We start from the raw sequence: 26160 nt of genomic DNA, 5'->3' as shown, positions 1-26160 counted from the left end.
TGGTAGGCAATGATCGAGAAATGTCTGGGCGCACCGCACACGAGTCGAACCGTCGCCGCGAGCAATGGACCTGGCGTGACGGGCTGGTGATCGTCTCGATCGTCGCCTTGGGAACTGTTGTCGCGGCGGTGACGAACGAAGACACGGGCACGTCGATTCCCGGCTGCGATTCGGTGGCATCGCCGGGGCCGCCGGTGCGTATCAACTACGGTTTTGCCGGTGAGCCCGGCTATGACGACCCGGACTATCCATGGTTCTCGGGACCGAAGGCCACCGCCATGAGCGACGCACTACTCGAATCGCTGCCTTCCGATGTCGACGTTGCATTTGCGAGTCCATCGAAAGCGCTCGAGTTTGCGCCGATCCAGAATTACCGGGGTGCCTCGTTTCCTGACGGGGTCGACCCGATCGAGTTCAGCGGTTCTACGTCGGCGAAGGGAACCTTGACTCGCGTCGGGCGGACTGCGGATATCTCGGTTCAGGTGCGTGCATGGGATCAGCCGGTGCCGCCGTGCTTGGAGGGTCTGGTGGATCGGCGGGAGCATCTCGAAAACGGAACAGTGCTCGACATCGCCGATTTCGAGGACAGAGCCGATTTCGAAGACACGGACGGTTCGGAAGTCGGGGGCGAGCGCGGAGTCGTCGCGTATCTCGGTGATGGATCCCGGGTTGTTGCCAGCGTCGACACGTCGACCGGAACTTCGTCGGATGCTTCCCCGCTCTTGACGATGGACGAACTGATCGCGTTAGCGACCGCGCCGGGGCTTGCGGTGACTGCGCCGGTTCCAGACTCGACGCCGCCGCCGATGGCATCCTGCTACACCGATTCTGTGAATGCCGGTCCACCTGCGTCGCGCATGGATATCGACCGACTGAATCAGTTGCTCGATGCACGTTGGAAGGATCTCGGCGCGGCAGGCGTCACTTTGGAGCGCCCGCTCGGTTCGTTGGTTCCAGATGATTACGGACAGGGAGGAGTGTGCGAGCGGATCGTCGCCTCGACAGCGGACGGCAGCAGCGATGTCGAAATATCAGTTGGTACCGCTGTGCCGGAACCGGGTGAGACACTGACGTTGCCAGGCTCCACCACCGTGACTCGCCTGGTCGATCCCGGTGGCTCGGGCGATGACACGGTCCGGGTTGTTCACCCCTCCGGCGAAACAGTAGTGGTGACCCAGTTCGTGACATCGGCGGACTCCACATCGGCGTCGCCTTTGACGATCGAACAACTCGAGTTCATCGCAACCACTCCAGGGCTGGTGATTTCGGCTCGGTGACGGTGGTGCTGGCACAATAGTGGCGAATTGTTCGTACCCAGAGACGTCGGAGGCTCAACGAATGGGCGATGCCAGCCCTGCTCGCGGTGACGATTTCTCCACCTGGTTCATCGACCAGTTCTCCGTGTACTGGCAGTCCGGCGGTGGGGCCCGCATCGAAGGACGTATTGCGGGCTATCTGTTGATCAGCGAGTCGCCAGGGGTCAGCGCCGAAGAGTTGGCGCAGGCACTCGGAGCAAGTCGCGGATCGGTGTCCACCTACATTCGTCGATTGATCGACCGGGGGTTCGTCAAGCTCACGCGCAAGCCTCGGGATCGGACTCACTACTACGTCATGGATTCCGACGTGTGGGGCGGATTCCTCGAAACAGAGCACGTGTATCTCGAGAATCAACGCAAGCTTGCGACCGAGGCCCTGCAGTACGCAAATCCCAACGGTCCCGCGTACATTCGTGTGCTCAACATGCGCGATTACATGGGGTGGATCATCGACAATCGCATGCTGAGCAGTGAGTGGATGCGATTCAAAGCTGAACGCGACGGCAAGAAACCCGCGTCCGAATAGGACGCGGGTTTCTCGATCGCACGATGCTGATCTACATCACTTGTTCAGCTTCGCGATTGCCTCGTCGATCATCGGCACGTAGCGCTCGAGCGACCAGGGCACGGTCAGAGGGTTGATCATCGAGGAACCGGTGACGAAGGGCTGTTCGGTCGGAGCGATGACAGTTCCCCGAGCCACAGCGGGGATTGCCTGGTAAGCGGGCTGCGCTTCGATCTCGGCCCGGTTGGCCGGGTCCGAGTAGAAGGTGAAGAGCAGGTCGGACTTGTCGAGGAGGTTTGCGTTCTCGAGGCCGATGACGGCGGAGTCTGTTCCTTCAGATTCCGTCAAGGTGTAGACGACGGGATCCACCTGCAGGCCAAGTGCGCGGACCATGGCCACACGCTGCTCTTCGGCGAAAAAGACGCCGAGGGTTCCTGGGCCCGTGTTGTAGATGAAGGAGAAGCTGACGTCGGCGTAGTTCGGATGTGCTGCAGTCGATTCCGCGAACTGCGATTTGATCTTGTCGATTTCGGCTGTCGCCTTCTCGGATTCGCCCATGGCTTTGCCGATGACGTTGATCTGGTCTTCCCACGTGATGGTCCAGGGGCTCTCGGCGTAGGCGACGGTCGGCGCGAACGCGTTGAGTGAGTCGAACTGCTGCTGTGTGATGCCGGACCAGGGGGCGAGGATCAGGTCGGGTTCGAGAGCGATGATCGCCTCGATGTTGAGATCGGTTCCGCCGGTGAACTGCTCTGGCAGTTCGCCACCTTGCTTCGTGACCGCTTCGTGGACCCACGGCAGATACCCGGTGTCGTCGCTGCCCCATGCGTACTTTTCGACGCCGACGGGGATCGTGCCGAGCGCGATTACGGTCTCCGCCGACCCCATGCCGAGAGTCACGATTCGCTCGGGCTTTTCGGTGATGACGGCGTTTCCGAGCGCACTTTCGATGGTGACGGTTTCGAAGTCGCTGCTGCTCGATTCGGTTGCGGTGTCGTTGTTACTGCATCCGCCGATTACCAGGGCGGCAATGACCAATCCACTCAGCGCCACAGTTCGGCGAAGTGAGCGCACACGGGCGTATCGCATGGGGAACCTTCCGTTGTCGATGCGCCGAGGAGTGAGACTCCGACGGATCGCAGCCGACGGCCGGTTCCAGGCGCGTCAGGAAGCATAGGCTAGCCTTCGCCAAAGTTTCAAATCTGCTGAAAGTTCACGAGCCCGACAAACGGCGACATGCCAGGGGCCTCGTCGACGTTTGCCGGTCAAGCTCAGCAGCTAGGAACGTCGACGGTAATCTTCGGGTCGTCGACAAGCGGCTGGACCGGTACGCGTGCTTCACCCTCGGCTGTGGGCTCGGTCAGATCGAACTTCAGCTCAACGGTCTGGCCTCGCGGAATGACGGCCCTGGTCATGAATGCCGGGTGGCCCTGTTCGGTTCCGTTGACGGCAAACGAAATCTGCCCGCCCACGGAGACTGCGTCGAGTTTGGCGCCGGTCGTTGCCAGTAGTGTGACTGCAGCCACGTTGGTGCCCTTGGGTAGTCGTCCGGGGTTGTCGACGATCCCGCTGACATATTCGGTCAGGTCGGCGTCGGGCGCGTTGTTTGTCAGTCGAACAGTGACCGTTGTCTTTCGGGTGTCGCCGGTGCACGTCTGGGCTGTGTAGTCGATTTCTCGTGTGAGGTAGTAGTCGAGCTTGTTGCCGGCTTGGTTGTTGATCACCACACCGGCGTACGGCGCCGCATCATCGGGAATGGTGTGCCCGAGGACGGTGTCGGCGAGAACCGATTGTTCGTCGGGGTGAGAGCTCCACACGGCGATTCTGCCCTCGCTGACACCTCTGCCCAGAGCTTCCAGCAGTGCGCTCGGCGACTTGATGTTCCCGGTCATCTTCTCCACGACACGAGCTGCGATTGTCTGCAGATACTGCTTTCGTGCCTCGTTGTCGGAAGGGAAGCGAGCGTACGCAGTCGACTCGGTCAGTTCCACGACGTTGTCGGCGGTGACCGACTCTCCGTCGGGCATCTTGATCGGTCCTACCGCTTCGAGGATGTAACTCAGGGCGATCGGATCGGTCGCTATCGCACCGTCGACCATCTCACCCCCGGACTCCTGTGACCACAGGGACTGCCAGATCTGCGCTGCGTAGGGAAAGTGCGAGCTGAGGTTGCTGTTGCGAGAATCGGTGGTCGGGCGACTGTTTCCGTACAGCTGGTTGAAGTCAGGACCAAGGTCTATCGGTTGATTGTCCAGTGTTAGTTCGGAGTTGGGGGAGAGTGTGTCCACCCGAGCGGCGCCGTCGTCGACTCGGACGATGCCGTATCCACCCAACAGGCCGCCGGTTCCTCGCGCTTCCGCATTGGTCTGGAAACCGATGAAGTAGTTGCGCGGTCCGTCGGTGCCGAGCATTGCCGGTGCGATGCGCGCCGCGGTGGCGGTGTTCGTCAGGAGGGTAGCCAGTTCGCTTGTCTGCGACTGTAATTCTGCTCTGGCATCGTTAACTCGGCCCAGGTACTTCGATTCGGGAACTTCCTGTGCCTGCGACGACAGCAATTCCGCGGCGATAGCTGTTTCGGCCAGTTTCGGTTCCGCTTCGCGTAACGGTGCGAGTGCCAAGCGCCCACCGGGCTGCACCAATTCCGTTGGTGCGAGTGAAGTTCCGGTAGTCACGGCAGGGCCGAGAACGTCACGCGTAAGCCCCTGAACGACCTCGGTCATCTGGCGCGTCGACTCGAACGGCGACCCGATGACGGGAATTGCGGCGGTGATGTTCCAGGGGAGTGAATGGGTGTTGTCGTATGCGGCCGATGCTGCGCGATCGGCTTCCGCCGCGGCAGACTCTGCTACTCCCGTATCTCCGGCCAGGAGAGCGCTCTTCGCCGACTGTGCGTGGTCGCGAGCCGCCTCCAGGTTGTCTTTCGCCTCGTATGCCGTGTACCCGAGCCATGCCACGAAACCGCCCACTACCAGCGTCGTTGCGGTGATCGCGACTGCCGTTCTACGGCTTCGGAGAAATGCGGCCGCCCCCTTGGTTTCGCGCTTCGGACCGCTCGGTGGGATGTTGTCCGAGCCCATCGGCTCAGCCCCGGAATCGTCGTCGGACTTTGGTCCCACCGTGTCGTTGTTCATCCGCTGAAGCTCCTGACGTTTGAGTGCGTGAAAGCTGCGTCGACATGTCTAGCAGTGTTGGCCCAGTGGTGAAAACTTAGACGAGACAGTAGGGTTCGGTTCGGCCGTTCGTGGTGTTCGCTCCCATGGATTCACGTGATCAGCCACCGAACGTTCGTGAAAAACAAGGCTGGTGAAATGTGAGGTGACGGGTTGAGTGCTTTTCCGTTGTCTCGGGCTCAGCTCGCGCTGTGGTTCGCGCAGCAATTGAGTCCGTCAACTCCGTTCGTGGTGGCTCAGTACGTGGAACTACGCGGACCGGTTGACGTCGACGCGCTGATCGAGGCAACGAATACGGCATGTCATGAATTGGAGTCGCCGTTCGTTCGCCTCGTCGCTACCGATGCCGAGCCGGCACAGGTCGTCGATCATTCGATCGTCGACGATCTCGCATACCTCGACTTACGCAGCGACCGCGACCCGGTTCGGCGCGCGAACGAGTGGATGACAGCGGAATACTCACGGCCACTTGACGTGATGTCTGACCGCCTGATCTCGGCAACCTTGCTTCACCTGGCAGATGAGCACTACTACTGGTACTCGCACGCCCATCACCTCGTGCTCGACGGACATGCGGCGATGACACTCACCGCTCGGGTGGCCGAGCGCTATTCGCATCTGGTTCATGGCAAGACGCTGACTCCTTTCGGTGGTCTCGGGGTACGTGCACTGCATGACCTCGACGTCGACTACCGATCCTCGTCGCGGTATCGATCGGACGAGCAGTACTGGACGGAGATGTCCGAAGGCCTGCCCCGCCCGGTTCGCCTCGCCGACGGCGCCGGGCTGACATCCATGCCGCAGCGCATGATGGTTCGGACACTGAATCCAACTCTTGCAAAACAACTTTCGGATGTCGCGACCGAGTGGACTACGTCCGAGGTGGCGGTCCTCGTCGGTGCATTCGCGTCCTATCTGGGTCGCATGACGGATTCCGGTGACGTAGTCCTCAGCTTGCCGGTGTCCGGCCGCACCACGGCGACGTCGAGACGTTCAGGTGGGATGCTGTCCAACATCGTGCCTGTTCGTGCGCAACTCGAACGGGATCTGTCCCCACGAGAACTGGTGCGTCAGATCTCGGTTCAGATGACCGGTGCACTACGCCACCAGCGATTCCGCTACGAGGACATGGGCTTCCAGGAGGGTCAGGGCGGATCCCGTGAGGCGGCGGGCCCGGCCGTGAACGTCATGATGTTTCACGAAGCCATTCGGCTCGGCGACGTCGTCGGCGAGTTTCACGTCCTCACATCCGGCCCCACCGAAGACCTGTTCTTCAGCATCTATCCGTCGATCGCGGGGGAGAACGTTCGCCTTTCCTTCGAAGCCAATCCGCACCTCTATAGCGAACGTGACCTGGCGATGCATCATCGTCAGTTCGTTCGGCTACTCGAGGGGTTCCTCGACTCGGCGACTTGTGCGCTCGGTGACCTCCGCATCCTCTCGACGGATGAAGTGAAGGATCTGGTCCCCGCGCTGGGTCCGCGGACGGACGGATTCGCGACGCTCGATTCGGTCATCAGAGGCGGCGCAGGGCAGGGGAGTGCTGTCGCGATCCGCGAGCAAGGTGTGGACGTCACTTACGACCAGCTCGGCGCTCGCGCGGATGCACTCTGCGCCTTGCTCGTGGAGAACGGAGTCGGACGAGGTGACGTCGTCGGGATCCTCACCGAGCGCTCGACCGATTCCGTAGTTGCATTCCACGCGGTAGTGCGGGCTGGTGCTGTCCTTCTTTACGTGGATCCTCAAACACCCTCCGAGCGTGTCGCTTTCATTCTCGACGACGCCGACGTGTCGGTTGTGGTCGGTGGCGAACTCGTGGACGTGCCGGCTTGGGTGTGCGTCGTTGATCCCAGTGGCGACGAGACCGTCGAAGGGCCGGTGGATCGACGCGTGGGGGCGGGTTCATCTATCGCCGACCTGTCTCTGGACGACACCGCCTACGTGGTCTACACCTCTGGTTCTACCGGGCGACCGAAGGGTGTCGCGGTCACGCACCGAGGCATTGTGCCGTTGCTGCGTTCTCACGCACGGCGTCTGAACATCGATAGTTCCTCCCGCGTCGCGCTCCTTGCAAACACATCGTTCGACGTGGCGATCCTCGAGATTCTGCTTGCACACGGCTGCGGCGCGACCGCAGTGATCGTTCCTCCCGGATTGATCGGCGGAGTGGACCTCGAAGACTATTTGCGGCTCGAAGGTGTCACGCACCTGAACTCGACGCCATCGGTTCCGTTGACGATGGATCCTCGGGCTTTGCCGGAACTTCGAGTCCTGAACGTCGGCGGCGAGCGACCGCCGGGAGCGCTCGTGGATGCGTGGTCGAGTCACGTCGACATCGTGAATTCGTACGGGCCCAGTGAAGCAACCGTCGCGGCATTCATGAGCGAGCCGCTCGCGCCTGGTGGTGATACTCCGATCGGGCGCCCGATCGACGGCGTTTCCGCTGTGGTGTTGGATTCGTCGTTGCTGCCCACTCCGGTCGGCGCCGCGGGGGAGCTGTACGTGATGGGACACGGACTGGCGCGAGGGTACCTTTCTCCGACGCTCACCGCGGAGCGTTTTGTCGCTGCGCCCTTCGGTGCTGCCGGCGCTGGTGAGCGTATGTACCGCACCGGGGACATGGTGCGATGGAACGCTGCCGGTCAACTCGAGTTCTTGGGCCGCTCTGACCAACAAGTGAAGATCCGTGGAGTACGCGTCGAACTGGGCGAGATCGAGGCTGTGCTCCTGTCGACTCCCGGCGTTGCGCAAGCAGCGGTGGTCGAGCGATCCGGGTCGCTTGCGGCGTATGTGACCGTGGCCGAAGGTGCAGCTCATCCGTTGAGCCAGACGATGGTGCTCGATCATCTGGCTTCCCGACTTCCTCGTTCCATGCTGCCGAGTTCGGTGACTATTTTGGCAGCATTGCCCGTCACGAGCCATGGAAAGACTGACCGTTCGGCGCTCCCCGAACCGGCGTCGTCCGCGCCGGCCGAGCAGCGCGCGGCGGTCAACCACCCGATCGGGTACGACGAGGAATTGATTGCCTCGGTGATGGCCGAGGTCCTCGGCGTCGGAGTTCTCGGACCGCACTCCGACTTGTTCGCCTGGGGCGGTAGTTCACTCGACGCCGTGTATGTCGCCGCGCGAGTGAGTTCCGCCCTCGGAAGACGGGTTGGTGTGAGGGATGTGTTCGGTGCCCCGACGCCGGCGCGCCTGGCCCGGGTGATCCGTGCGGGGCGGGCGGAGTGGGTGGAGGAACCCCAGCGCATTTCGGACGACCTCGTCGTGGAAATCGCACCGGCGCAACAACGCCTATGGTTACTGAACCGTTTGGATCCCCAGTCGTCGGCGTACAACATTGCGTTCGAGGTCGCGTTCAGTGGTGCTCTGGATATCGAGGCGATGAGGGTGGCGGTAGGTGACCTGACCGATCGCCATCTCGTCTTGCGTACTGTTTTCTCGTTCGACCAGAATCACGACGCGTGGCCGATCCAGGTTGCGACCGCGACTCCGGTGACTCTGATCGAGGTTGCGTCCGAGGATTACGAGGCTGCGTCAGCGGATTTGGTTGCGGCGGGTTTCGACCTGGCGACCGATGCGCCTCTTCGCTTGATCCTCGCCTCCGGCAGCGATGCCGACCACCGCATGACCGTGGTTGCCCATCACATCGCCCTGGACGGCCTTTCGTTCGCGACGATCGTCTCGGACCTCATCGCGGCGTACGACGCTCGCGCCGACGGACGGTCGCCGATCTGGCCTTCGCCCGCTCTCGACTACCGCGACTATTCCGCTTGGCACAGAACCATTCTCGGTGATCCCGCGGATCCACAGAGCTTGGCAGGACGCCAGCTGGAATTCTGGTCCGACACACTCGCCGGTGTTGATCCGACTCTGGCGCTTCCCGTGGACAGATCCCGCCGGCCGGACCAACCGTCGTCGGCGCGGGACGTGGCGTTCGAGTTGCCCTCACCTATCCATGCGGCGCTGAACGAGATCGCTCGCGCGCACGACTGCACAACCTTCATGGTGTTGCACGCCTGCCTTGCGATCGCACTGAGCAAGATCACCGGTGCGTCCGATGTGGTCATCGGGACCCCGACCTCCGGACGAACGCATCCTTCGTTCGACGGTGTCGTCGGTATGTTCGTCGGGACCGTCGCGCTGCGAACGCTCCTTCGCGGCGGAGACACGTTCGGTGAGTTCTTGACTCGGGTGCGCGAGGTTGATGTGGCGGCCCTGTCCAATGCCGACGTTCCGTTCGACTGGGTGGTCGACCGTGCGGTCGGTGGGGGCGTAGGTGAGAAGAATTCCTTCCTCCGAGTTGTTCTCGCTGTCGATCCGGTAGCGCCCGACTCCGAGATCGCGATGGGAACTCTGACGGCGCACGGCACTCCGCTACCCCCCGTGCACCCTCGCTTCGACCTCGAAGTGACGGTGCGCGAGGATCGTACGATTGACGGCGACGCGAGCGGTATTCGCGGCACTTTCCGATATGCCGCCGATCTGTTCGATGCAGGCACCGTGCAGAGCTGGGTCGAGCGGCTTCGTCGAGTATGTGACTCGATTACCGAGAACTCGTCAATCATGCTGCGTGACATCGATGTTCTCAGTGTTGCGGAACGCGAAGAATTGTCGGCTCGGGTGCCGGCGCCGTCGATTGTCGCGCAGTCGCTGCCTGACCTCTTCGGGGCCGTCGCAGCCCGGCATCCGAATGCAATCGCGGTGTCGAGTGGCGATACTCGTTTCACCTATGAAGAGGTGCGAGTTCGTTCGGAGGGCCTTGCCGCTGTCTTGATCGATCGAGGAATTCGAGTCGGTGATCGCGTGGCGGTCGCCCTGCCTCGATCGGTCGACCTCGTCGTAGCCATCATCGCTGTCGTTCGCGCGGGCGCGACGTACGTACCGATCGACTTGCAGTATCCCGACGCTCGTATCCACTACGTACTTGCCGATGCAGGCCCGAAAGCGATTCTGTCGACGGACGAATCTGCTGGGCGGTTCGTTGGGTACGAGCAACTTGTCATCTTCGTGGACGAGACGACTGACGCTACGGCCGACTGGCCCGTTGCACAGTCGGAGTCCGCCGCCTACGTGATCTACACTTCCGGATCAACTGGAGCACCCAAAGGCGTAGTGGTGTCTCAGGACAACGTGTTGGCGCTGCTCGCCTCGACCCGAGAGATCTTCGACTTCAACGCCGAAGATGTATGGACGATGTTTCATTCGTACGCATTCGACTTCTCGGTCTGGGAGATGTGGGGTTCGTTGACCACTGGCGGATCCCTCGTGATCGTGGACGGTGATGTCGCGCGCTCACCCGAAAGATTCGCGGATCTGATTGTGCGGGAACGAGTGACCGTTCTCAATCAGACCCCGGCCGCCTTCTATGCGTTGGCGGAAGTCACGCAGGAAATGCTGCTTCCGCTCCGGACGATTGTTTTCGGCGGTGATCGCCTCGACGCCGGGCGCGTGGAGGCTTGGTTCGATCGGCACCCGGACGTGCGGGGCGTCAACATGTTCGGAATCACCGAAACCACAGTCCATGTCACCAGTTTCGATCTTGTCCCCGGTGACGAGACTGTCTCGCCGATCGGGTCCCCACTACCAGGGTTGCGCAGCTACGTACTGGACGCGTCGTTGAACCCCGTCCCTCCGGGATCTGTCGGCGAACTGTATGTTGCGGGTCCGCAGGTGGCCGAAGGCTACTTGGGTCGACCCGCGATGACGTCTTCGCGATTCGTGCCTGAACCCGGATTCGATGGATCACGGATGTACCGCAGCGGCGATCTGGTCCGTTGGCGAGCCGGCCGACTCGAATATGTTCGCCGCGCCGACGGTCAGATGGCACTGCGCGGTTACCGCATCGAACCGGGCGAGGTCGAATCCGCGCTGTTGGCTCACACGTCGGTGGAGCAGGCCGCGGTAGTGGTGAGAGAACTCGACAGCGGGCCGACTTTGGTCGGTTACATCACCCCGGGGAGCGGACACGACCTCGACGGCGTCTTGCGGACTGCTCGTTCGTTGCTGCCCGCGCACATGGTTCCGTCGGCTTTGATGGCGCTCGCGTCATTACCGGTCACGATCAACGGCAAAATCGACCGAGCATCGTTGCCGACCCCGGTGTCTCTCACGCAGCCGACTCGGCAGTCGCGAGACTTCTTCGAGCAGACAGTCGCAGCCATTCTGAGCGATTTGATGGAAGTTCCGCATGTCGATCCGGTCCGGAACCTCTTCGATCAAGGCGCCAATTCCTTGATCGCCACTCGTCTTTCGTCGCGTCTGAACTCCGCCCTGGGCTGTAACCTCGACGTCCGCGATGTGTTCGAGCACCCATCCGTCGATCAGCTCGCAGACATCGCTGCTGCGCGGATAGGTGTAGGGCGAACCGGCGCGGAGCACGCGTCTGACGTGTCCTTGGGGCCTCGTTCGGACAACACGGAAGTGCACCTGTCAGCTTCCCAGCATCGAATGTGGATTCTGAATCAGTTGGATACAGACTCCGCCGGATACAACATCCCGATCGTGCTGCGCTTGGCAGGCGAGCTGGACGTGGTTGCGGCCGAACTGGCAATTCGTGACGTGATCAATCGCCATCGCACTCTGCGGACCGTGTACCCGGTTGTCGGCGGCGGCCCGGTTCAGACGGTGCTCGACGCCGAGGATGCGCTTCCGGCCTTTCAGCTCGAGGCACTCGACGGCGGCGACGCCGAGAATTGTGTAGCAGAACTGGTGGGTTCGGGCTTCGATGTCACCGTTGATCCGCCCGTACGTGCGGCACTTCTCCAGGTTTCACCTGTCGAGCACATCCTGGCTGTCGTCGTCCATCACATTGCCGCCGACGCTCGATCACTCGAATTGTTGGTCCGCGACTTCACTGCGGCGTACATCGCCCGCTCGGCGCAGCACGCTCCGCAGTGGTCGCCGCTCGCGCTCGAATACTCCGATTACATCGCATGGCAAAGGGAATCGGGGATTCCCGAGACGGTACGCAGCTACTGGATGCAGGCTCTCGAAGGACTTCCCGAGCAGGTGACGCTTCCCCTCGATCGTCCACGTTCGACGTTCGCCCGTGCGTCGAGCTATCGGGTGGAGATCTCAGGTTCGGTACGAACGGGCCTTCAGACACTCGCACGATCGAACAACGCGACCATGTTCATGGTTGTACACGCCGCTCTCGCGGCGCTGTTGGCGAGGTACAACGGTAGCGATGACGTAGCTGTCGGCACTGTTGTGTCCGGACGCGTCACACCTGAACTCGACGAGCTGGTCGGCATGTTTGCCGGCACGATTGTTCTTCGAACCGAAGTCGATCCGTCGAACTCGTTCGGCCGGTTGGTCGAGCAGGTTCGTCAGCGTGACGTAGCGGCGTTCGCGCACGCAGAGATGCCCTTCGAATCGCTGGTCGATCTGATCGACCCACCGCGATCGCGTTCGCGACATCCGTTGTTCCAGGTGGCGCTCTCGTTCCGAACTGCTGAGACCGCCGCGTGGTCGATACCAGGGCTGGACATCACACAGATTGCTCCTGAAGTCAGGCACGCAAATTTCGATCTGCAGGTCAACGTCACGGACGAGGGGGTCGGGGGCGAACTCGGTCTCGAATTCGTCTACAACGCTGATCTATTCGATGATCTGACGGTATCGAGCTTTGCGGGCCGGTTCGAGCGCTTCCTGAATCAAGTGTCTGTCGACCCGAATGTCGCCGTAGGGCAAATCGACCTGTTGGACAGTGCGGAACGAGCTCTTCTCGTCCCCGCACACGGCGCGGTCGACCGGCCTGATCGATCTCGACTTTCCGGTACGACACTTGCCTCCATGCTGCGCTTCGGCGTCGAATCCGCCCCGGACGCTGTGGCGGTCGAGGGTGAGGGCAACACACTGACTTACCGGGAACTCGATGCCCAGTCGGATGTCGCAGCCGACGAGTTGCGCTCCCGGGGATTAAGAGCCGACCAGGTCGCTGCTTGGACTGCAGATCGGTCGATTGCGTCGATCGTGCAACTGTGGGCAATCGCGAAGGTCGGTGCAGCTCCGGCATTGACGGACCCGGAACAGCCGCAGGCGCGAGTACGCGATGTCCTCGAAACACTGGGCACCGGAGCGATCGGCGGCCGCAACGCTGGTGGTGAAGACGCTGGTGGTGAAGACGCTGGTGGTGAAGACGCTGGTGGTGAGAAAGTCACCGACTCGGTGCGCGAATATTCCGAGAACCTGGCGGCCTACGTAGTTTTCACGTCAGGAACGACCGGAACCCCCAAGGCTGTGGTCGTGACCAACGGCGGGCTCGGTGTGATCGCCGAAGACCTGCCCGGTCGATTCTCGGCTGGGCCAGGTTCTCGCGTATTCCATCGCGGAGCGCCAGGATTCGACATGACGTTGCTCGAGGTGCTCATCGCGAGTGCGTCCGGGGCCACGCTCGTTCTGGCGAAGAACGAAGAACTGTTCGGCTCGGGACTCGCATCAGCACTGAGGCGCGAGCGAATTACTCATCTGTGCGCCACACCTACTGTCGTCGCCTCGATCGGCGATCCTTCGCTGCCGGACCTTTCCACGGTGATGTTCGGGGGCGAGCGACTCGGCGGCGCGTTGGCGAAGCGCTGGCAAGCCGGACGCCGAGTCATCAACGGATACGGACCTGCCGAGTCGACGATGTATTCGCTTGCTACCGAACCACTGTCGATCGAACAACTGTCGGGTGACACTCACGACGGATCGATCGGGTATCCACTGGCCGGGGTCGACGCCGTCGTGCTCGATGATCGACTCGAACCGGTGCCGCCGGGAGTCGCCGGCGAACTGTATCTCTCAGGTCGAATGCTCGCTCGCGGTTACGCCGGCCAACCGGCCCGAACTGCGGAACGATTCGTGGCAACCGGTTCAGGCGCCCGGATGTACCGGACGGGCGATCTGGTGATGTGGAAGCCGGAAAGCCCCAAATCCGAGGGAAATACGTATCGCCTGCATTATCTCGGGCGAACCGACGTGCAGGTGAAGGTCAACGGTGTCCGGATCGAACCGGGTGAGATCGAGGCAGTCATTCAGTCTGTCGCGAACGTCGACTTCTGTGTCGTCGGGGTTCGGTCGGCCGAAGGTGGAAGTCCTCTGTTGGTCGCCTACGTGAGAAGTTCAGGTGCCGAAAGAGTTGACACTGGTCAACTTCGCGCTGCCGTCTCAGAAGTCCTTCCGACGTACATGGTTCCGCATGTCATCGTCGACATCGAGGGCGAGCTTCCGATGCGGAACGGCAAGGTCGACTTCGCCCGTCTCCCGTCGCCGACACTGGATGCTTCCCGTGCAGAGGGACCGGCCACCGCCACCGAACGTCTTGTAGCCGGAGCTTTTGGTTCCGTCCTCGGTGGGAATGAGGACGACCGCGACGCAGACTTCTTCTCGCTCGGGGGCAACTCGCTGTCGGCCGCGGAGGTTACCTCGCTCCTGAGTAGTTCTCTGGGGCTGGTTGTTCCGCTCAGGACCGTATTCGAGCATCCAACAGTTGCGGCGTTGGCAGCCCGGCTCGATTCGCTCGAGCAGAACGACTCGGTGACCGATCTTGTCCGACTGGAACCGCGCCGCGACCCCACGCCCGCACCCCTGTCACGAAACCAGCGTGCGATGTGGGTACTGAATCAGCGGAACACAGCGAGCGGTGCGTACAACCTGCCGATCTGCATCGAGATCGACGGTGAACTCGACGCGGCCGCGCTGCGTCAGGCAGCAACGGATCTTGTCGGTCGTCATGATGTCCTCAGAACCCGGTATCCGGGCACTCCACCGGTTCAGGTCGTGGATCCTCCGACCTCCGTGACAATGGAAACGCGGTTGGTCGCCGACATCGAGGTCGAGGTGCTGCTGCGAGAGTTCGGCTCGCGCGGTTTCGATGTAGCGGCAGACCTGCCGGTGCGCTGGATGCTGCTCCAGGTGTCACCGGTCAGGCACGTTCTGGCAGTGAGCTTTCATCACATCGCAGTCGACGGGGTGTCGATGCGAACGGTGGTCGGCGACCTGCTGACCGCGTACGGCAAGCGACGAGCTGGACTGGATTCGCAATGGTCTCCGTTGCCGATCCAGTACGGGGATTTTGCCGCGTGGGAGGCAGCACGTGACGTTTCCCCTGTCGTCGAGCAGTTCTGGCGCCGAACCCTCGACGGTGTGACATCTGTGTCTCCGCTGACGGTGGATCACTCCGATGGCGGGCCGGATACCTTAGCGCAGCGAGTGAACTTCGTGATACCAGCCGTCATCACCTCGGCACTGCAGGCGCGAGCCGACCGATTGAAGGTCTCGCTGTTCGCGGTGGTTCATGCGGCGTTGTCGGTGGTGCTTGCCAAGCTGAGTGGAAATCCCGATGTCGTGATCGCGACAGCTGTCGACGGACGGCGGGCGCCTCAGCTCGACGGCGTGGTCGGCATGTTCGTGGATACGGTGCCTCTTCGCCTTCGGATCGACGGGGACGTGCCGATCGATCTTCTGTTGGGTGCAGCTTTCGATGCTGATGTGGCAGCGTTCGAAAACAGCTCTGTTCCTGCCGAGTTGGTTGGTGAGCTGCTCGGTGGACGAACTCCCCAGATTGCGCTGGGTCTGCAGAACTTCGCGATCCCTGCCGTGGAGGTTTCCGGCCTCACGATCGAGGCTCGCGAAATCGAGACCGCGACAACGAAGTTCCCCATGCATGTCTCGCTCGCACCCGCTGACGACGGTTCATTGACCGGAGCGCTCATCTATGCCGCGAGCGTTTTCGATCCTTCGAGCGCCGACGCGGTTACCCGACAGCTGTCGAGAGTGCTCACCTCGATTGCCGAGGATGTGCCAGTACTCGTTTCGGATCTCGTGGTGGGCGCGGCGCCCAGTTGGACTGCTGCCGAGGTCGATTCGTCCCGCACGCTGACCGAGATCTTCGCCGCCACCGCGGCGCGATTCCCGAACAACATTGCTCTCGACGACGGACACCGCATGGTGACGTATGCCGAACTCGACTCTGCCTCGGATGCCCAAGCCTGGGAACTGGTGGCTCGGGGAGCAGGACCGGGTGCCGTGTACGAGATTCCGGCGGTACGGACTATCGCGTACCTGGTCCGAATGTTGGCGATCTCGAAGACGGGCGCGGCATTCGTACCGATCGACCCCGACCTGCCGCCGGCACGTCTGAAGCAGCTGCGCACCGTCCTCTCCGATCGCAGCCCTGTTCCCGGTCGGCAGTATCCGGATTCAGTCGCGTACGTTGTTCACACGTCCGGGTCGACCGGTGAACCGAAAGGCGTTGCAGTCACACACCGAGGACTGGGCCTGCTGACCGACGATGCTGTCCGCAAGTACGGCGTGACTTCGGAATCGGTTGTGCTGCACGGTTACAAACCGACGTTCGATGCAGCAATCCTCGAGATGATGTTGGCGATCGGCGCCGGGGCTACCTTGGCGGTCGCTCCTCGGGAGGCTTTCGGCGGAAGGGCACTCGAAGAATTCGTCGCAGAACGCGGCGTCACTCACATGTTGTCCACTCCAGCCGTACTCGACACGATGGCTCCGGAGCGGTTCGATTCGCTCGAGGTGGTGGCAGTCGGTGGCGATGTGCTCTCACCTTCCACCGCGCGTGCGTGGAGTCGCCGCGCGCGAATGCTCAATGCGTACGGACCGACGGAATGCACGGTGGTCACCACTGTCGCCGAGGTGGATCATCGGGTCACCATCGGAGTCCCGCTCGCCGGAATCGGTGCAGAGGTGCTCGATACGCGACTGCGTCCGGTGCCGTGGGCCGGGATCGGTGAGTTGTACGTCAGCGGGCCCGGGCTTGCGATGGGCTATGCCGGAGATCCTGCCGGCACCGCCACGTCGTTCATCGCAGCACCCGGTGGGCACCGCCGTTATCGGACCGGTGATCTGGTTCATCGCCGCACGGATGACAGGCTCGGATTCGTCGGACGCTCCGACCGTCAGATGAGCGTGCGAGGAATCCGCGTCGAGCCCGCCGAAATCGAATCAGCTCTGCGTCGGTGCACGGGCGTCGAGGCTGCGGCGGTTGTCCTCGTCGACGACATCGCCGTTGCGTGCGCGGTCGGCGATGGTGTGGAGGCGGATCAGCTGACAATCGAGTTGGCCGCGATGTTGCCTGCGTATCTGATGCCCGGCCGCGTGGTCGTATTGGAGTCGATCCCGCTCACGACGAACGGAAAACTGGACGCAGATGCGTTGCGGCGCCATGTGTTCGAGAGCCAGGCGCCCGATGCAGCAGTGACGGTTTCGGAGGAACTCGTCACCGCTGTCATGTCGGAACACGTGTCCGGAAGTTTCGGCGCTCTGCACAACCTGTTCGAATCAGGTGGTGATTCGTTGGCCGCGGCAGCGGTGGCAGGTCGACTCGCCTCGATCTTCGCGCGAGATGTGCCTGTTCGCGCCGTCTTCGACAATCCGTCGCCGCGAGCGATGTCTCAGTGGCTGTCGGCGAGCGCGTCCGATGGCAAACGCCGCGAACTGACTCGACGTGATCCCGGCAAGCCAGCCCCGCTGGCGCCCTCGCAACAACGACTCTGGCTGATCAATCAGCTTCAGCCGGAATCGACTGCGTACAACCTGACGTTTGCAGCGGTCCTGGCAGACGACGTCGATCGTTCGGTCTTGAGCAGCGCGCTCGGCGACGTCGTCGATCACCATGCCGTATTGCGAACTGTCTGTGTTCCGGGTGAATTCGGTCCGCAACAACTTGAAATGGACTCTGTTGCATTCGATCTCACTGCGGTACACGTCGGCGATATCCGTGCGAGCGCTTCGGCATTCGCGACTGTGCCGTTCGATCTCGAACGAGATGTTCCGTTCCGTGTGCGTGTGTTCGCCGAAAAGGCAGGAGTCGACTCTGCAGGACTGACGGTCCTGGTCATCGTTGTTCACCACATCGCGATCGACGGAGCGTCGATGGGCCCGATCCTGACCGATTTCGTGGCAGCCTTCGAGGCCAGGTCGGCAGGTCTTCCCTGGGATCGCTCGTCGGGGGAGATCAGCTACGGCGACTACAGTTTCTGGGCGAGAGAGAGCTTGGGTGACCCCGAGGATTCTCTCAGCATGGCTCACCGGCAACTCGACTATTGGTCGGACGCACTTTGTGGCGTCGAGGATGTGTTGGCTCTACCCGTCGACAACCCCCGGAGTCCCGTGTCTTCACGATCCGAGGAGATGGTGACGGAAGTCCTCGACGGCGCCACCTACGACGCGTTGTCGGCGTTGGCTCGTTCGCATGGCGTCACGGTATTCATGGTCGTCCACAGCGTGATTGCCGTGCTGCTCGCTCGCGAGTGCGTCACGGACGACGTCGTGGTGGGAGCAGCTGTGAGTCTGCGGAACGATCCGGCGCTGCTGAGCGTCGCCGGAATGATGGTGGGTACTGTTGCATTGCGCACGAGGATCAACTCCACCGATCGCTTCGCTGCTGTTCTGGACGAGGTTCGCCGTGTCGATCTGGAAGCAATGGCGAACGCGGACGTCTCGTTCGACGACGTCGTTGCGAAGGTCGATCCGCCGCGCAGGATGAACGAGCATCCGCTGTTCACGGTCATGCTGGCGTACCGGCGAGCGCTGGAGTTGCCGCAGATCGACGGCATTACCGTCTTCGACATCGACAATTCAGGGGCGTCGACCGGTTACGACTTGACGTGGGACCTGGTCGACACCGGTGACAGTCTGACTATTCGATTGCTGTATGCGACGGAGAAGTTCCGCGAGTCGACCGCGGAACTGTTCATGCAGCGGGTGAGACGTATCGCCGAATCAGTGACCGCGGAACCCGAGATTGTGATCGGGGAGATCGAACTGCTGTCCGGACTCGAACGCTCGGCGCTGACTGCTGCGAATCCTCGCCACGTCGAACCTCTGACGATTGCCGACATTTTCGAACGCGCTCTGCGTCAGGCGCCCGACGGCGTCGCGCTGGAAGAGAACGGCAGACGCTGGACTTACCGCGACCTGCACGAGGAGTCGTCGCACTGGACACGCGAGTTGGTGGTCCGAGGAATCGGACCCGACGACGTGGTGGCCGTTGCGCTCGGGCGCGGGCATCTGTGGATCGTTGCGTTGTGGGCAGTAGCGCGTGCAGGCGCAGCGTGGCTGTCGCTCGATCCGGCGCTGCCGACAGCGCGCCGGCAGACGATGGTCGAGGAATGCGGTTCGGTTGTCGGTTTGAAAGCGGGAGGTGCATCCGAGAGTTTGCCCGAGTGCGTCGAGTGGGTGGCGATGGACGAATCCCGCACTGCTGGTGGCGCTGCCGAGGTATCGGCAACGCCGGCTCACCCCGACAACCTCGCCTACGTCATCTACACGTCGGGTTCCACGGGAAGACCCAAGGGCGTGGAGGTTTCACACCGCGGAATCATGAACGTCTGCACCGCACACGCCGAGATCGCCGAGCTCGAGCGTGGCCCCCGAGTCCTGCAATTGGCGTCGTCGACCTTCGACGCGTCGGTGATCGAGATCCTTCTCGCGGCTGCAGGGTGTGGAACGCTGATTCTGACTCCCGACTTCGTCTACGGGGGAGAAGAACTCACGAATCTGCTGATAGCCGCCGACGTAACACATCTGATCGTGACGCCGACGGTCCTGGCGACAGTCGATCCGGATGCAGTGCAACCGTTGATCGTCGAATCGATGGGGGAGCCGCTCTCTGCGCGCCTTGCGTCGGCGTGGTCACCCCGACATCGCATCGTCAACGGATACGGACCGACCGAATCAACGATCGCGGCATCGATTTCCGCACGGATCACTGACGCGGACGTCACTGTCGGCACTCCAGTCCCTGGTACGACAGCATTTGTTCTCGATCAGAGGCTCCGACCGGTTCCGGATGGCGTTGCGGGAGAACTGTTCCTCGCCGGTGAGAATGTGGCGCGGGGGTACGTCGCTTCCCCGGCTCTGACGTCCGAGCGCTTTGTTGCCAATCCTCATGCGGTGGGGACCCGGATGTATCGCACGGGTGACCTCGTGCGTCGTAGGCGTCACGACCGAGCGCTCGAGTACCTGGGTCGCAACGACGCGCAGGTGAAGGTGCGGGGTGTCCGCGTGGAACCGGCGGAGGTCGACGCGGCTCTGTCAAGCCATGGAGCAGTGGCCTTCTCGGTAACCGTTGTCTGTGACGACGGGCACGGATCCGCTGAACTCCGTTCGTATGTGACGTTGGCGGAAAACGGTTCGGCGACGGAATCGGAGCTTCGCGGGTTCGTCTCCGGCCTGCTGCCGAAGCACCTGCTGCCTTCGTCGGTGACGATAGTGGGCGAGGTACCGTTGCTCGCTTCGGGGAAGATAGACGCAGCGGCACTTCCTGCTCCTTCACCGCAGCCAGGGTCGAGTGTGGATCGACCCATCTCGGATACCGAACGTCACGTGGCACAGGCATTCGAGGGCGTGACCGGCGCGAAATCGGTCGGCCGCTACGACGACTTCTTCGAGCTCGGCGGGACATCGATGGGTGCAGTTCGAGTGGCGACGCGCTTGCGTGAGAGCCTGAACAGGGAATTCCCGGTTCAATGGATTTTCACCGACCGAACTGTGGCGGAGCTTGCCTCTCGGATGGATCTCGTTCATGCCGATGTCTTCGAGGGTGATTCGCTTCGTTCGGATCCGCTGGACACGGTCGTCATGCTCGGAGGCGACCCCGATGACCAACGGCCGCCGTTGTTCTGTGTGCATCCGGTCAGCGGAATTGCCTGGTGCTACGCCGGACTCGTCGGTCAGCTGCGGGGTCGACGGGTGTACGGCATCCAGGCAACGGGAGCAGGTGAATTGCCAGGCACGGTGGCGGAGTTGGCGTCGGGGTACGTCGATGCCGTACGGACGGTGCAGCCGTCGGGTGAATACCATCTACTCGGTTGGTCTGCCGGCGGAACGATCGCGCTCGAGATGGCGAGCCAACTCGAGGAGGCCGGCGATCTGGTCGGTTCGGTTGTCATGCTCGACGCGCTGTTACCGGAGATGATGCCATCGGTACAAGCGGCTCCGAAACCTTCCGAACTATTCGCGCAGATCGGGCTATCCGAGGTTGAAACTGAAACTGCAGCACTGACTTTCACAGACGTTGCGACAGAGATCCGAAGGCAGACCGGTATGGATTTCCTTTCCGATACGGTACTCGAATCCGTAGTGGGTCGGGTGGAAAAACTGTCGCGAATCGTTCGGGACCACACGCCGCGGCACTATTTCGGGTCAGTGGAACTGTTTGTGGCGCAGCATGATCTGCCTGAACATCGTCACCTGGTCGAAAGGTGGTCCGAACTGGTGGGGCCGTTGCGGGCGTACCTGGTCGACTGCTCCCACTCGGAAATGTCGAGCACTGAGGTGTTGGCGGAGGTCGCCCAAGTTCTCGTCGGCTATCTCGAAGGTGTCGATTCGGATTCGAAGGATCGCAATCATACTGGGGTGCAGTAGATCTAACGGGCCGGGACTTTGGTCCGGAATTGTCACTCCCGTGGTCCCCTTGCTTCAGTTCCGCAAGTGGAATCGGTAGCATTTCCCTTGTGGCAGTAAGCCATTCAGAAACTATCTCCGGAGGATCGTATGTTGGGTTCCCTTTTTTCCATCAGCTCTGAAATCGGTGTTCCGTCCGTCGACGCGCTCTTCGAGGCTGCTCGGACCATCATCGGCGCGCTCTTCGGCCTGAGCTGACACGTCGCAGCGACCTTCCCCCGCGGTGAAGAAAGTCCCTGTTCTCCGACAAGGAGGACAGGGACTTTCGTGCAGCCTGCAGGTGCGTTTGCGTGGCGGTGAGTGGGTGACCTACCGGCCGTTCTGTTGATACGCGATCGCTGTCAGCGATCCGACTTCGTCGTTCACGTCTGCGGTGCTGGTGAGCCCGATCTTGTGGGTCGACTGCCCGGGAGCCTTGGCCGGCACAAGAAGTTCGGATTCGGGGGCCTCGACAAAACGTAGTCCGAGGTCGACTCGGGCCTTGGTGGCCGCTGCGATGGCGGCGAATTGGCGAGCGCGAACGAAGGGTGTGTAGGTTCCGCGGCCTTCGACCCGAACATCGGTTCCGAGTTCTTCGATCAGACGTCGGGCTGCATCGAAGATCGGCCGCAGTGCCGCCTTCGGGCCGCTGTACTGCTGGTCGATGTATTGCTCGACGGTCGGCTCCACCCATCCGGACTGTTCGGCAGTCTCGAATGCAATTGCCCACTGCGAATTCTGCGGCACACCGTGCTCTGCTTTCAGCCACTTGCGCACTTCGTTCTGATCGAGCGGGTCGACCCCGGACGTCCGTACGGCCTCAACCCATTCTTCGAGGGTGCGCCCGGTACGGTCGCGCATGGACGAGGTGACTGCGGCCATCATGTCGGAGGGTTCCATGTGTCTGTTCTACCGGTTGTCGCTGTTCTACCGGTTGTCGCTGGTCTTCCGGTTGTCGCTGCTCTCTCGGTTCTCACGGTGCACGGGTAGCTCGCTCAGTCGATGCCGAGCATCGTCTTGAACGCGCGCACGCCGGTCACTTCGACGGGATACGGCGGTGCGACAAAATCTTCGCGGCTGAGGGTGAAGAGACGACGCACGGTCATGCGACCGTCGGCAGCCAACTCCTCTACTGTGCCGTCTGCGCGGTACCCGACTTTGGTGGACACCGTGATCGAGGCGGGGTTGTCCGTGAATGCCGACGACACGACGCTTCGTGCACCCAAAGAGTCGAATGCGAATGCGCAGATTGCCTGTCGGGCGAGAGTGCCGACACCCCGGCCTTGGAACCCGCGTCCGATCCACGAGCCGGTTTCACCGGTACGACTGGTAGGAAAGTCCGTCGCGGCGAACGCCTGGCAGCCGACGATTTCTCCGTCGACGACAATGGCTGTTTCGAATTTCCAGTCGGTCATGGTCATCGCTCCGCGGACCGACCAGTGGTATTGGATGAATCTTCGCGACACTTCGTCGGGAGTGCCCACCGTCCAGGGGACGAGAAACGGCATCTGTTCGGCAGGGTGAATGCCGGCTCGGACCAGCGCAGTGAGTTCGGGGAAATGATCGTCGCGCACAGGGAGCAAGGTGATGGGCCCACACGTGATCGTGACTCCGTACGGAGGCCAGATCTCTCGCAGTGGGTCAACCATCGTCTTCAGACCTTCGTTTCGTGTGCGAATCGGGTCACAGTCTGGCATGCCAGGCACGTCCGAGTGAGCGACTTCTGGTCATCGGGATTCTTTTGCCCTCGCGGTACGGAGTCGTGACATTAGTGTGTGGACGGTGACTACAGACAAACCGGTACGTCTTCGTGAAGGTAGATCGCCTGACAGGCTTTCGCGTGGTGTGGTGGCCGGATACGCAGCGGGAAGTGTCGGTACGGGTGGATTCGGTGTTCTGCCAGGTCTGGTACTGGCGTACTACCTGACCGACACGCTCGGCGTTGCCGCGGCGCTCGCGTCGCTTGTGGTCATTGTCCCGAAAATCGCCGACGTCCTGATCGATCCGCTGATCGGGTCGATCAGCGACCGAAGCTCTCATCGAACTGGTACGCGAGTGCCACTCATGCTCGCAGGCGCTCTGGGACTGCCGTTGCTCTTCATTCTCACGTTCTCGGCCCCGGTGTCGGCCGGCCCCGGAGTCGGGGCGATGTGGGTGCTCGTCTTCTTCCTGCTCGCGGCGAGTGCCTACAGCCTCTTTCAGGTGCCGTACATCGCGTTGCCGACCGAGTTGACCGGCGATTACCACGAGCGCACCCGGTTGGTATCGGTTCGAATTGCGGTGTTGGCCCTGACAATTCTGGTCATCGGCGCCGGCGGACCCGAGCTACGCGACGCTGCCGGGGGCGGAGCACGCGGTTATCTGGTCATGGCGATCGGGGTGTCGGCGCTGATGTGCGGGGCAATGATCTGGGCAGTTCGCGGAGCCGCGCGCCACACGGTGACTCACGCGGACGCGCCGGTCGGCTCGTTGCTCTCGCAGTACCGGGACGGGTTCGACGCGATACGACGTACCCGCGCGTTCCGATTGCTGGTCAGCGTCTTCGTGCTCCAAGCTCTTGCCACCGCCGTGATGTTGGCGGGTGCGCAATATCTGGCGAGCTATGTGATGGGCAACGAAGGTGCGCTCACCGGTCTGTTCGTTGCACTCGTCGGACCAGCTCTCGTCGTCATGCCGCTGTGGTACCGGTTCTCGCATCGGTACGGAAAGCTTCGCGGTTACGTGGTGTCTTCGGTTCTGTTCGTCGTCGCCACGGCGTTGTTGACGCTTGCGGCTGTCGACGCGGGTTCGTGGATCTACGGTGCCGTCGCGCTTGCCGGCGTCGGCTACGCCGGCATGCAGGTGTTCCCGCTGGCGATGCTTCCGGACGTCATCGAGGACGACGCGCGAATCGGTGGGCGCCAACGCGGTGGTTCGCTCAGTGGTATCTGGACCGCCGCGGAAACCGCAGGCCTTGCCCTGGGACCCGCGGTGTTCTTGGGTGTACTCGCGGTGACCGGCTTCGTTTCGAAAACTGCGGGCGAGACTGTCGTGCAACCGGAATCGGCGCTGACCGGAATTGCCCTCGGCTTCTCGGTCGTGCCGGCGATCCTGGTTGCGATCAGCCTGGTCGTATTGCGGAATTACCGCACCGAACAAGAATCCACTCACGAGAACGAAAGGTGAACGATGAGTTCCACTCGGGCCGAGGAACTTCAGGGCAAGATCGTCGAGAGCGCAAACCTCGAGAAGAGGGCGGCCGACATCTTGAGTCGGTTGCGTTCGCTTCGCGAGCAGGACGCTCCGACGCACGGAGGCCGGGTTCTGTCGTACGTGTACGACAGCGGCCTCGCAGCGCTCGACGAGTTGGCAGCGGACGCAGCTCGATTGGTTCAGCCGGTCAACGGTCTCGACCCGACGGTGTTCCCGTCCACCGCGGTGATGGAGCGTGAGTTGGTTGCGTTCGCACGCGAGTTCCTCCATGGAGCTTCAGACCCAGCCTCAGATACAGACGCCGGAGGCGTAGTCGTCGGCAATGTCACCAGCGGCGGAACGGAGAGTTGTGTGTTGGCCGTCAAGGCAGCTCGCGACTTCCGTGGGCTCCCGCCGGGTGAGGGTTCGCTGGTTCTTCCGACCACCGCGCATGCCGCTTTCCACAAGGCAGCTCACCTGCTCGGACTGGAACTGATCCTGGTACCAGTAGATCCCACGTCGGGGCGCGTCGGCGCACAAGATATTGCGACGGCAGTTCGGAAAGACACGGTCTTGATCGTCGTCTCCGCGCCCAGCTACCCGTTCGCGGCGCTCGACCCGATCGCCGATGTCGCGGAAGTTGCTCGTGCACATTCGATTCCACTGCATGTCGACGCCTGCATCGGTGGGCTTGCGTTGCCGTGGTGGGGTGATCTGCCACCCTGGGATTTCCGGGTGCCCGGGGTCACCAGCATGTCCGTCGACTTCCACAAGTACGGATACTCGCCCAAAGGCGTTTCGGTCCTGCTGCACCGAGGGCGAGATCTGCATCGCAAGCAGTATTTCGGACTCACGGACTGGCCGGGGTACCCGGTGGTCAATCCCACGCTTCTCGGTTCCAAATCCGTTGCTGCTCTTGCCGGTGCTTGGGCGATTTCGCAAGTCCTCGGGCAATCCGGGTACGCCGAATTGGTGTCCCGGGCGCAGCGGGCCACTCGTGCACTGATCGGCACGGTCGAGGCAATCGAAGGTCTTCGCGTCGTGGGCTCGCCGGTGGGACCACTGTTCGCGGTCGCTACCGACGATTCCGTGCCGCTCGAACGGCGAGTGGATCCGCATCGCTGGGTGAGCGCTGTCGGTGCTCGCGGCTTCGTCCTTCAAGGGCAGCCGGCGTCGACGCAACCTGACGGGACGACGTTGCCTCGAACAACCCACCTCACCGTCACCCCGGTGACGGAATCTGTGCTCGGCGAGTTGACCAGCGCACTCGTCCTCGGTGCCGACGACGTTCGCGGCTCGGCGGCAGCCGAGGCGCCGCCGGCCCTGGCAGAGTTGGCCGGAGCATTCGAACGTGGCGATGTCACCGTCGCCGATGTTCTTGCGTTGCCCAGTGACGCCGTCGCGGCAGCGTTGACGTCGGCGGGGCTGGATCCTCGGGGCTCTTCCGATTCTCCCTTGGACATGGCGGCCGTCCTCGCGGCAGTGGAATCGCTGCCACGTGAGGTCACGAAGAGACTGCTGGTGGAATTCCTCGCCGGAATGGTGGAGCCCTGAACTCGGCGATGAATACCGAAACCGCGATGAACACTGTCCAAAACTC

The 26160-nt window shown here is 62.2% G+C and carries 9 protein-coding genes; 5 read left to right on the top strand and 4 right to left on the bottom strand.

Annotated features, from left to right (window positions below; genetic code table 11):
* The first annotated feature begins 20 nt into the window (after positions 1 to 20).
* Positions 21 to 1277, top strand: coding sequence for a hypothetical protein (locus tag ATN37_RS05005; RefSeq protein WP_218694841.1), 1257 nt, complete (start codon positions 21 to 23; stop codon positions 1275 to 1277).
* Between the two features lie 61 nt (positions 1278 to 1338).
* Positions 1339 to 1842: a GbsR/MarR family transcriptional regulator gene (locus ATN37_RS05000; protein ID WP_003942377.1), complete on the top strand. Its 504-nt coding sequence runs from the start codon at positions 1339 to 1341 to the stop codon at positions 1840 to 1842.
* A 36-nt stretch (positions 1843 to 1878) separates the two neighbouring features.
* Here the strand turns inward: ATN37_RS05000 and ATN37_RS04995 are convergent, their stop codons facing one another.
* Together ATN37_RS04995 and ATN37_RS04990 are read right to left on the bottom strand one after the other, a co-directional pair.
* Positions 1879 to 2910: an iron-siderophore ABC transporter substrate-binding protein gene (locus tag ATN37_RS04995; RefSeq protein ID WP_007732282.1), complete on the bottom strand. Its 1032-nt coding sequence runs from the start codon at positions 2908 to 2910 to the stop codon at positions 1879 to 1881.
* Between the two features lie 182 nt (positions 2911 to 3092).
* The gene (locus ATN37_RS04990; RefSeq protein ID WP_218694839.1) at positions 3093 to 4952 is read right to left on the bottom strand and encodes a DUF4012 domain-containing protein; all 1860 of its coding nucleotides are present in this window, start codon (positions 4950 to 4952) and stop codon (positions 3093 to 3095) included.
* A 192-nt stretch (positions 4953 to 5144) separates the two neighbouring features.
* Between ATN37_RS04990 and ATN37_RS04985 the strand changes: the two genes are divergently transcribed.
* A complete protein-coding gene (locus ATN37_RS04985) occupies positions 5145 to 21371 on the top strand; it encodes a non-ribosomal peptide synthetase (protein WP_218694837.1) in 16227 nt (5408 codons plus the stop codon).
* Positions 21372 to 21719: 348 nt separating this feature from the next.
* Here the strand turns inward: ATN37_RS04985 and ATN37_RS04980 are convergent, their stop codons facing one another.
* Entirely contained in the window at positions 21720 to 22289 is a 570-nt protein-coding gene (locus tag ATN37_RS04980) for a DUF5655 domain-containing protein (RefSeq protein ID WP_218694835.1), read from the bottom strand.
* Positions 22290 to 22384: 95 nt separating this feature from the next.
* Complete coding sequence (locus ATN37_RS04975) at positions 22385 to 23038, bottom strand: GNAT family N-acetyltransferase (protein WP_180279627.1); 654 nt, start codon at positions 23036 to 23038, stop codon at positions 22385 to 22387.
* A 124-nt stretch (positions 23039 to 23162) separates the two neighbouring features.
* Between ATN37_RS04975 and ATN37_RS04970 the strand changes: the two genes are divergently transcribed.
* Both ATN37_RS04970 and ATN37_RS04965 read left to right on the top strand, forming a co-directional pair.
* On the top strand, positions 23163 to 24554 hold the full coding sequence (locus tag ATN37_RS04970) for an MFS transporter (RefSeq protein ID WP_174519496.1): 1392 nt from the start codon (positions 23163 to 23165) through the stop codon (positions 24552 to 24554).
* 3 nt (positions 24555 to 24557) lie between these two features.
* Positions 24558 to 26114 carry an aminotransferase class V-fold PLP-dependent enzyme gene (locus ATN37_RS04965; RefSeq protein ID WP_007732275.1) on the top strand — a complete coding sequence of 519 codons (1557 nt, stop codon included), beginning with the start codon at positions 24558 to 24560 and terminating at the stop codon, positions 26112 to 26114.
* Positions 26115 to 26160 lie beyond the last annotated feature (46 nt).

This window comes from Rhodococcus sp. MH15, assembly GCF_019266045.1.
Lineage (GTDB): Bacteria > Actinomycetota > Actinomycetes > Mycobacteriales > Mycobacteriaceae > Rhodococcus_F > Rhodococcus_F qingshengii.
This window is presented reverse-complemented; position numbering and strand designations above follow the sequence as displayed.